Genomic DNA, 9,555 nt, shown 5'->3' with positions numbered 1-9,555 from the left:
CCATTGGCTCTCCGAGGGCCTCAAGAGTTTTGTCGACCAGCCGCATGCCGCCATAGAGGGCGTCCATCAAGGTGAGATCGTCAACCTGACCGACAGGCGCGCCGACGCGTCGCGCCAAGGGCAACTGAATCTTTTGCAAGACCTCGGACCCGATCGCATCCTGGGCGAGCTTGCAGCATTGGAGCGTTGCGCGGAGCCGACGCGTCGGCGGGAACCGGAGCAGCTGCTGCTGCCGCATTTGGTCATGCCGGCCCATCATGACGTTCGCGAAAGCGATGTCGTCATGCATCGTCTTCACGGCAATATCGCAGCCGCCGCGGACCGCGGTCCCACCGATTTCGCCGAGCTCCTTCTGGTCCCCGGCGTCGGCGCGCGCACGGTGCGCGCTCTGGCCCTCGTTGCCGAGGTGGTGCATGGCGCGCCTTGCCGGTTTTCCGATCCCGGCCGCTTCTCGCTGGCGCATGGCGGCAAGGACAGGCATCCATTTCCGGTACCGCTGAAGGTCTATGACGAGACGATCGGGGTTCTGAAGTCGGCCGTGCAGAAGGCAAAGCTCGGTCGCGATGAAGAAATCGGTGCCTTGAGGCGGCTCGACGATCAGTCGCGGCAAGTCGAACGATACGTGACCGGCCCTAGCCTGAAGGAAATTGTCGCGGGAGAATTCGACCAGTCGCATCTGCTTGGCGGGCGCAGCGTGTTTGGCTGGGAAGCGCCGCCGGACACAGCATCAGCTGAGCGGAACGAGAAAACGTGAGCACGGGTGGAGGGGCTGGAGATCAATCGTCAAGATCGATGAGTGCGACACCGAGCTCCGGACGCTTGCTGCGACGCAGATGACCGGGTGCTTCCACCAGGGTGATTTCGAGCGTTGGCCGAACGATGCCGTCAAGCAGATGTCCACCCCGAGTGGTGCCGTCGCTCAATCCAAGCACCGCATGGACGTGCAGGCTGGGCTTATCGTCGTCACCCAGTGCGACATCGCCGATCGCGCTCAGAACCTCGCACTGTTCGTCGACAGGGATTTTGCGGTAGGTCTTCGAGGCCGGATCAAACCAGCCCACCGTGGCTTTTTTGAAAGCCCCTATGGCGGTCAAGGAGGCGCTGCCGATCTCCTGGTCGACCGCGAAGGCGGTCAGTGCCGCGAACGCTTCTTCGCCTGGGTCGAGCACCACGACGAATGTCCGTTGTCCGCCGATCTCATTGACGAGCTGCGATTTCATCCCTGTGCTCCCGCCGCATTCAGTGCCGTCCTCAGATCAATGGGCGCGGTGTTCCGCATTGCGCTTGCGGGTCGCCGCAGCTTTCTTTGCCGATTCCGATCGGCTTGCGGCAGACCGTGATGCCGATGCCTTGCCGCCGCTTTTGCCGCCTTTGTGCGCCGCTGGATGGCCCGTGTGTTTGCTGCGGCCGGAACCGCCTTCCTTCTTGCCGCCGCCATCGTCCTTGTTGACGGTAGCCCATGCGCGCCGCTCTGCCTCCTTGTCGGAAACCCCGCGCTTCTCATAGCCTTCGGCAATGTGGTCGGCTTTGCGCTCCTGCTTGTCAGTGTATTTCGATTTCTCGCCTCGTGGCATGGCCTGTTCCTCCTGTTGAATAAGGGCTGAACGTCGACTCGACGCGCTGGTTCCAACAGAAGTCGCGTAGCCAATGGCGCATCGCGATGCATGGCCAAACACCGCCGCGCCGCGCAAGCTAGCGCCTTTCGGGCCGGGGAGAGTGCAGCAGCAAGGCGAGGGGGATTGGTTCAGCCGATTGCCAACCTCACGACGAGGGCCAGGATCACGACGCCGACCAAGCCGGCTATGAAGACGACCCGACGCGTGCGCGTTCGCAGGATGATCTCGCCTTGTCTCGCCTGCTCCGCAGAGAATACGGGTCCATTGTCACCGTCCTTGCCATGCCGACTATCGCTCATGATCGCCTCCTTCCCGCTGTTGGCACACAACCATCGCTTGACCGGGGAGGTTCCGATTGCGTCGATCCCGCCGACAGAAAAAAGGATCACAGGCTCGTGAGGAGGGAACTTTGCCCTCCGCGAGTGGTTTGGGCCGCTTGAGACCCAGCCAGCCCGGAGCCAGCCATGTCCGATGCCAAGATTTCCAGTGGCCTGAGCAGACGCATGTTCATGACGGCCTCTGTTTCGGCGGCGGCGGTGATGCCGCTTGTAAATTCCCCGACGAGAGCTGCCCAGCCCGCGTCCGCAAAACCGGCCGAACCGCGCGATTTGTCGGCGGTTTCGATGCGTATCAACAAGCAGACCTACAACCTCGCGCTCGACAATCGAACCAGCCTGCTTGACGCGCTGCGCGACCATGTCGGCCTGACCGGCACCAAGAAAGGTTGCGATCACGGTCAGTGTGGTGCCTGCACGGTGCTGATCGACGGAAAGCGGGTACTGTCCTGCCTGAGCTTTGCCGTCATGAACCAGGGCCGAGAGATCACAACGGTGGAAGGCCTGGCTTCGGCGGAAGGGGAATTGCATCCGGTCCAGAAGGCCTTCGTCGACCACGATGCCTTCCAATGCGGCTATTGCACACCGGGCCAGATCATGTCCGCCATCGGTTGCATCAACGAAGGCCATGCTGGGTCGGAAGACGATATTCGCGAATATATGAGCGGCAATCTATGTCGCTGCGCGGCCTATCCCAACATCGTTGCGGCGATCGTCCAGGCACGCGACGAGACCAGGAGGGCTTAGGATGCGCCCATTCGTATATGAAAGACCAACCAGCGTCTCCGCGGCAATCGCCATTGCGTCCCGTCCCGATACCGTGCATGTTCCGTCAACCGGTGCCGGCACGCAGTTCATCGCCGGCGGCACCAATCTGGCCGACTACATGAAGCTCGGTGTCGCGCGGCCGGAGCGACTGCTCGACCTCAACACTCTTGCCGAGCCGGCCTTGCGGCAGATCAGGATAGACAATGATAAGATCCGGTTTGGTGCGCTGGTCCGTATGGGTGAAGCAGCCGACAACAATGATGTCAGGCGCCGTTGCCCGGTCCTCGCCGACAGCCTGAAATTCGCTGCCAGCGGTCAGCTTCGCAATATGGCGAGCCTGGGCGGCAATGTGCTGCAACGTACGCGCTGCGAGTATTTTCGAGAGATATCTTGGCCGTGCAACAAGCGCGAACCGGGCTCCGGCTGCGCTGCGATGGAAGGGTCCAATCGCCAGCATGCCGTGCTGGGTACGAGCGATGCCTGCATTGCCACGTATCATGGTGATTTCGCGCAGGCGCTGGTTGCGCTGGACGCCACCGTCGATGTCGAAGGTTCGCGGGGAAGGCGCACGCTCACTTTTTCCAAACTGCATAGACGGCCGGGCGAGACGCCCGACATCGAGACGGATCTGGCCGCCGACGAGCTTATTACCGCCATCGAAGTGCCGCTCGCACAGTGGAGCAGCCGGTCGCGCTATCTGAAGATACGCGATCGCGAGTCCTACGCGTTTGCGCTGGCGTCCGCGGCTGTCGCGCTCGACATGGATGGCGAGACGGTAAGGAGTGCGCGCATTGCGCTCGGCGGACTGGCGACGGTGCCGTGGCGTGCGCGCGAAGCAGAGGACACGCTACAGGGCAAAGTGCTTGACGAAGCCACGGCGCAGGAGGCCGCAGAGGCTGCTTTCGCCGATGCCAGACCGCGCGAGCATAACGCATTCAAGATACCGCTCGGCAAGCGCACGCTGGTGCGGGCGCTGCTCGAAACCCGGGATATGAAGGGCTGAGCCATGAACCAAGCTGCACCCGCTCCAAGGGAAAACCAGGGCGATCCCGTTGTTCGCATTGACGCCCGGCTAAAAGTTACCGGACAGGCCGGCTATCCCGCCGACATCGTCACCGCCAACGTCGCCCACGGTGCCCTTGCCACCAGCAGCATTGCGCGGGGCAAGGTTTCCGAACTTCACACGAAAGACGCCAGGGCCGTACCCGGTGTGCTGGACATCGTCACCTATGGCGATCTGGACAAGACCGACATGCCGAAATTCGGCAACACCGGCGCAAGTTCGATTGGGCCTTTGCACGACAAGACGGTTTTTCACGATGGTCAGATCATCGCTCTGGTGGTCGCCGAAAGCTTCGAGGCGGCGGAGGAGGCAGCGATGTTGATCCGCGCCGACTACGAGGACGAACGGCCCAGCGCCAGCTTTGATTCCAAGGGCGTGAAGATGGAACCGGCTGCCGGCAAAAGCCCGATGTTCAAGGAGGATGCGAAGGCCGGTGACTTCGACGCCGCTTGGGCGGATGCGACGGTGAAGATCGACGAAAAATATTCGACGCCGACCCAACATCATAATCCGATCGAGCTGTTTTCGACCACGGCCATGTGGCAGGGCGACCAGTTGACGATACACGAGCCCAGCCAGAATGTTACGGGCTGGAAGGTGGAACTGGCACGCCAACTGAAGCTCGACCAGGCCAATGTGCGGATCGTCAGTCCCTATATTGGCGGCGCCTTCGGCTCCAAGGGGCCGATGACGGCACGCACCGCGATCGTTGCCGTCGCGGCGCGGCGCATCGGCCGGCCGGTTCGCTGCGTCGTCAATCGCATGCAAGCCTTCGGTACGCAGACCTATCGAGCCGAAACGCGGCATCGGATCCGCATGGGCGCCGGCAAGGACGGCCGCATCACGGCGTTCGGACATGAGGCCTGGGAGGTGACGTCACGCCCTGACCCTTATGTCGTCGGCGGCACGTCCGCCACCGCGCGCATGTACAATTACGGCTCCGTTCTGACGCATGTTTCGCTGGTTCATGCCGACCGCAACACGCCTGGCTACATGCGATCGCCGCCGGAGACGCCCTATGTCTACGCGCTGGAAAACGCCATGGACGAAATGGCCGTGGCCCTCGGCATGGATCCTGTCGAGTTTCGTCGCATCAATGAACCGGAGAAGGAGCCGATCGGAGGCAAGCCATTTTCCAGCCGCTCACTCATCAAGTGCTATGACCAGGCGTCGGAGGCCTTTGGCTGGTCGAAACGCGATCCCACGGTCGGCTCGATGCGCGACGGCGATTGGCTGGTCGGGATGGGCTGTGCGACGGCAATCTATCCGACAGCCGCCGCGCCTTGCGCCGCCCGGGTTCGTCTCACCGCCGATGGCGAGGTTCGGGTCCAGTGCGGCTCGCATGAAATCGGCACCGGCGTTCGCACCATCGCCGGCCAGATGGCGGCCGAAAGGCTGGGGGTTGGCATGGACAAGATCAGCGTCGAGATGGGCGACAGTGCCTTGCCGCCGGCTCCCGTGTCGGGCGGATCGATCTCGACCGCCAGCGTCTGCTCCGCAGTCATGAAAGCCTGCGACGCGATACGCGAAAAACTGTTTGCCGCCGCTGCGGGCAAGGGGGCTCCGCTGGCAGGTTCGGCCAATGCCAAGCTGGATTTGAAGGACGAAGAGGTCGTTACCGAGACCGGCAAGTCCGCCAAGCTGGCCGATGTGTTCAAGGCCATGCAGGTCGGCGCCATCGAAGAATATGCCGAGTTTGCGCCGAAGGGTTCTTCGCCTGAAGCCCTCAGCAAACTCTATGCCGGACAATCGGAGTTTCATGGTGGAGAGAACGACGAAGATTCGGTCAAATATGCCTTTGGCGCCGAGTTCGTCGAAGTGCGCATCAACAGCTATACACGCGAAATCCGGGTGCCGCGCATTGTCGGAGCCTTCGCTGCCGGGCGCATCATGAACACGCGCACCGCGCGCAGCCAGCTGATGGGTGGCATGATCTGGGGCATCGGCCAGGCGTTGCACGAGGCCACGGAAATCGATCAGCGACACGCGCGCTACGTCAATCGCGACCTGCAGGACTATCTCGTGCCGGTCAACGCCGACATCAAACAGGTCGACGTTATCCTGGTCCCCGAAATCGACCACCAGGTCAATCCTGCCGGCGTCAAGGGCTTGGGCGAACTCGGCAATGTCGGAACGGCTGCTGCCGTGGCGAGTGCCGTCTATCATGCTACCGGCAAGCGCATTCGCGATCTGCCGATCAGAATAGATGATTTGATAGGCTGAGGGTCAAGAGCTCTGAGAGGAGGGGCTTCACAAGCCGACATCGTCATCGAAATTGTCGCGGTGGCGGCGTTGTCCGACTGAAAAAGTTTTCGCATGCAGCGATAGCTTAATCGCCTTGGCTCTCGAGTGTCACTCCGGGGCTGTGGCCGGAGCCGTGTAACGGCGGCGTACAGCGTCAAGCACCCGCTTGCGGCTATCCTGCGCCGACAGGGTCTTGTCCTCTTCCGCCTCGGCGGTTTCGCGCGCCAGGTCCTTGTCCCTGATCTGATGCCGGAACCATTTGGAATAGTCGCCGGTGCGCAAATGAAACTCCCAGGTCTTGTCGTCTATCCCCTCGGCGATCTGAGCGAAGATCATCAGATTGTGAGCCCTGAGGTTCATCGCATTGTCAGGGCCATGGAAATAGAAGCTGCCGGCTTCGTCGAGTTGGCCTTCGGCATATTTCCGGCTGTGCCGCTTGAGTGACTGACGTGGTTCAACCACCTTGACCGTCTTGACTTTCTTGCCCGACTGCGGCCGCCAGAACAGCACGCGCGCGCCTTTGGGCGTTGGAATGTCCTTTGGCGGCTCAATGCCAGTTTCCTTGCAGAAGACCTTCACCACGTCCTTCGCCTTGGGGCCAAGCGCAATGATGGCTGTGACAAGGCGCAAGGCGTCTGTCGAGATCGCCTCGGGGTGAACGGTGATCAGGATTGTGCCCGGCAATTCCAATGACAGGACCGCCCGCGTATCGTCGCGCCGCTTGGGCAGAAGATGGTGCGCTTCATCGATGACGAGCCAGTGCGGTCTCGCGGTGCGCCGGCGGAAACTGCTCAGGCCAGGCAGCAGGTCGGCAAAGAAATCCGGCCTCTCGTCGACGCGCAGGGCCAATCCATTGACGACAATGTTGCTGTCGGCCTTGGCGATCAGATCCAGCACCTGCGCCTTTGTCGGCGCGCTTGAGCCGTCTCCCAGGCGAACGGCGCCTTCGAGGCCGTCATAGTCGCCTTCGGGATCGAAGACGCAGAACTGAAAACCACTTTCGACGAAGCGTTCCGTCAGCGCGGTGGCCAAGGTGGATTTGCCAATGCCGGAACTCCCGGCAATGAGGATCGTGTCGCTCGGCGACAGGTAGACATCATCGCCGCCAGACGATCCAAGAACGATGCCGTCATGGCGCTTCGGCACTATCGCGTGATCACGCTTTATCAGCTTTGCGATTAATTGCTCCACGCCCTTGCCGCGGGCGCCACGCATGACCAGGTCGGCTGTATCCTTGACCGCCGGAATTGCATTGTCGACGGCGGCGCTGCAGCCACAGGCCTGCAGGAACGCGTGGTCGTTCTCGGCATCGCCGACGCCGACGACGTTGTGCGGCGAAAGTCGAAGGTCCTGAAGGGCCGCAGCGAGCCCGGTGGCTTTGTTGATGCCGCTCGGCAGGATCATCACCGCGCCCTTGTTGAAGATGATTTCCAGTTCGAGACCCATCTTCTTGATGATATCGAGCACGGTCGCCTGATGAGGTTCCCAAGTCGCGACGATCGATCGCCCGACCGAAAGCGGCTTGACGCCCTGCCGCTTCAATCTGGCGACGAATTTGGGCTCGGGCGATGGGGCGATCACCCGTTCTTCCTCGCTGGCCGGCGTGTAGATCATCGCGCCATTCTCAGCGACGACCTTGTCGAAGAGGCTAAGCTCGGGAAAGACGCGCTTGAGATCGGGCAGTTCACGCCCGGTGACGAGAACCAGCTTGCGGCCGCTTTTCTTGAACCGCTCAAGCGCGGCGAGCGTCTTCTTGGCGACGATCCCATCATGAGCCAGCGTGCCGTCATAGTCTGCCGCCAATGCAATGAAATACATTCCGCCGACCCTTCTCGTTCCGGTTGCCCTGCGGCTAGAACGTGTGATCGAGACAAAGGCTCCCCACCGACCGGATCGCAGGTCTGGAGAAGGGGCGGTTCGCCCTCGGAAATCAGGAACTCCTTCGGTGCCGGTACGTTGACCAGACAAGCCGGGAACCGTCCCGTCTTTGCTGGCGGCGTGCAAACCCCGTCGCCGAAATCCACACTAAGCGCAATGAAAGGTAAGGCCATGGGCTTCTTTTCGAAGGACATCAAGACACTCGACGATCTCTTCGTGCACACGCTGCGCGACATCTATTACGCCGAAAAGCAGATCGAGAAGGCGCTGCCGAAGATGATCGACAAGGCAACCGACCCGCAATTGAAAGCCGGATTTGAGAAACACCTCGACCAGACGAGAGGCCATATCGAGCGCGTCGAACAGGTGTTTGAATTGCATGGCGTCAAGGCCAAGGAGGTCAACTGTCCCGCAATCGACGGCATTCTCGAGGAGGCCGACGATGTGAGCGGTGACGTCGATGACAAGGAGGTTCTCGACGCGGCGCTGATTGCTTCGGCGCAGGCCGTCGAACACTACGAGATGACCCGCTATGGCACGCTCATCGCCTGGGCCAAGCAACTCGGCCGCACGGACTGCGCCAATGTTCTGGCCAAGAACCTGAAGGAAGAACAGGCGACCGATCGCAAGCTCACCGAAATGGCGGAAAGCAAGATCAACCTGCAGGCAGCCGAATAAGGCTGCCATCCGGCCGGCTGATAACTCGGCCGGCCGGATTGCCTAGGTTTCCACTCCGTCAGTGAGACGGGTCGACGCCCAGGGCCGCTGATTGCTTGCGCAGCGCCTCATCGTCACCCTGCGGCGCATGCCGCGCAGATCCTGCAGTTTCCGTGTAGATGCGGTACGCTACACAAGCGAGCGCCACCATGAAAAGCAGACGGCCCATCCATCCTACTCCTTGGTTACGGATTTCGTTTCGGCCATACTCAGTACCCTCCGACGACGGGCAAGATCTCGCCGGTGATGTAGCTCGAGCAATGCGGCGAGGCGAGGAACACATAGGCCGGCGCGAGTTCTTCCGGTTGCGCGGGTCGTTTCATTGGCGTGTCCGCGCCGAATTTCGAGACGTCGTCGGCTTCCTTGTCCGACGGATTGAGCGGCGTCCACACCGGACCCGGTGCGACCGCATTCACCCTTATGCCCTTGCCGATGAGATTGCCCGACAGGGCTCGCGTGAAGGCATGGATGCCGCCCTTGGTCATCGAATAGTCGACCAGTTGTTTTGAACCGTCGATACCGGTCACCGAACCGGTGTTGATGATCGCCGAACCGGGCTTCATGTGCGGCACCGCTTCCTGCGCCATATGAAAATAGCCGTAAAGATTGGTCTTCAGCGTCGTGTCGAAATGTTCTTCGGTCAGCTCGCCGAAATCGCTGGAATGGATCTGGAACGCGGCGTTGTTGACCAGCACGTCGATGCGGCCGAATTTTTCAACGGTCTCCATGACCGCCTTGTGGCAGTGGCTGCGTTCGCTGACATCGGCCTTGACCAGGATGCAGCGTCGTCCCTCCTTTTCCACCGCTGATTTGGTCTCTTCAGCATCCTTGTCCTCGGCCAGATAGACGATCGCGACGTCGGCGCCCTCGCGGGCGAACAACACCGCCACCGAGCGGCCGATGCCGGAATCGCCGCCCGTGATGAGTGCTACCT

The 9,555-nt window shown here is 61.4% G+C and carries 11 protein-coding genes; 5 read left to right on the top strand and 6 right to left on the bottom strand.

Features of this window, described 5'->3' with window-relative positions:
- On the top strand, positions 1 to 754 hold a 754-nt coding region (locus EOD15_RS21040; protein WP_148129598.1), incomplete at its 5' end, for a DUF763 domain-containing protein.
- Between the two features lie 22 nt (positions 755 to 776).
- Here EOD15_RS21040 and EOD15_RS21035 read toward each other — a convergent pair.
- The 3 genes from EOD15_RS21035 to EOD15_RS21025 form a co-directional block, all read right to left on the bottom strand.
- On the bottom strand, positions 777 to 1,220 hold the full coding sequence (locus EOD15_RS21035; RefSeq protein ID WP_127408793.1) for a PPC domain-containing DNA-binding protein: 444 nt from the start codon (positions 1,218 to 1,220) through the stop codon (positions 777 to 779).
- A gap of 36 nt (positions 1,221 to 1,256) precedes the next feature.
- Entirely contained in the window at positions 1,257 to 1,574 is a 318-nt protein-coding gene (locus EOD15_RS21030) for a plasmid stabilization protein (protein ID WP_127322073.1), read from the bottom strand.
- A 170-nt stretch (positions 1,575 to 1,744) separates the two neighbouring features.
- Positions 1,745 to 1,915: a hypothetical protein gene (locus EOD15_RS21025; RefSeq protein WP_127322072.1), complete on the bottom strand. Its 171-nt coding sequence runs from the start codon at positions 1,913 to 1,915 to the stop codon at positions 1,745 to 1,747.
- A 165-nt stretch (positions 1,916 to 2,080) separates the two neighbouring features.
- On the opposite strand from EOD15_RS21025, the gene EOD15_RS21020 reads away from it, so the two are divergent.
- The 3 genes from EOD15_RS21020 to EOD15_RS21010 are packed head-to-tail and all read left to right on the top strand — an operon-like array spanning position 2,081 to position 6,005.
- The gene (locus EOD15_RS21020; protein WP_127322071.1) at positions 2,081 to 2,698 is read left to right on the top strand and encodes a (2Fe-2S)-binding protein; all 618 of its coding nucleotides are present in this window, start codon (positions 2,081 to 2,083) and stop codon (positions 2,696 to 2,698) included.
- 1 nt (position 2,699) lies between these two features.
- Complete coding sequence (locus EOD15_RS21015) at positions 2,700 to 3,722, top strand: xanthine dehydrogenase family protein subunit M (RefSeq protein ID WP_127322070.1); 1,023 nt, start codon at positions 2,700 to 2,702, stop codon at positions 3,720 to 3,722.
- A 3-nt stretch (positions 3,723 to 3,725) separates the two neighbouring features.
- Positions 3,726 to 6,005, top strand: coding sequence for a xanthine dehydrogenase family protein molybdopterin-binding subunit (locus EOD15_RS21010; RefSeq protein ID WP_127322069.1), 2,280 nt, complete (start codon positions 3,726 to 3,728; stop codon positions 6,003 to 6,005).
- Positions 6,006 to 6,134: 129 nt separating this feature from the next.
- Here EOD15_RS21010 and EOD15_RS21005 read toward each other — a convergent pair whose 3' ends face one another.
- The gene (locus EOD15_RS21005; RefSeq protein WP_127272262.1) at positions 6,135 to 7,844 is read right to left on the bottom strand and encodes an HAD-IIB family hydrolase; all 1,710 of its coding nucleotides are present in this window, start codon (positions 7,842 to 7,844) and stop codon (positions 6,135 to 6,137) included.
- Between the two features lie 231 nt (positions 7,845 to 8,075).
- Here EOD15_RS21005 and EOD15_RS21000 point away from each other — a divergent pair, with 231 nt between their 5' ends.
- Positions 8,076 to 8,582 carry a ferritin-like domain-containing protein gene (locus EOD15_RS21000; RefSeq protein ID WP_127320809.1) on the top strand — a complete coding sequence of 169 codons (507 nt, stop codon included), beginning with the start codon at positions 8,076 to 8,078 and terminating at the stop codon, positions 8,580 to 8,582.
- A 58-nt stretch (positions 8,583 to 8,640) separates the two neighbouring features.
- Here the strand turns inward: EOD15_RS21000 and EOD15_RS20995 are convergent, their stop codons facing one another.
- The gene (locus EOD15_RS20995; protein WP_127320808.1) at positions 8,641 to 8,790 is read right to left on the bottom strand and encodes a hypothetical protein; all 150 of its coding nucleotides are present in this window, start codon (positions 8,788 to 8,790) and stop codon (positions 8,641 to 8,643) included.
- 40 nt (positions 8,791 to 8,830) lie between these two features.
- Positions 8,831 to 9,555 (bottom strand): SDR family oxidoreductase (locus tag EOD15_RS20990; protein ID WP_127408792.1); only part of this gene is annotated, 725 nt, incomplete at its 5' end.

It is taken from the genome of Mesorhizobium sp. M7A.T.Ca.US.000.02.2.1 (assembly GCF_003996995.1).
Taxonomy (GTDB): domain Bacteria; phylum Pseudomonadota; class Alphaproteobacteria; order Rhizobiales; family Rhizobiaceae; genus Mesorhizobium.
The sequence above is the reverse complement of the archived record's forward strand: the minus strand, read 5'-3'. Positions and strand labels throughout refer to the sequence as shown.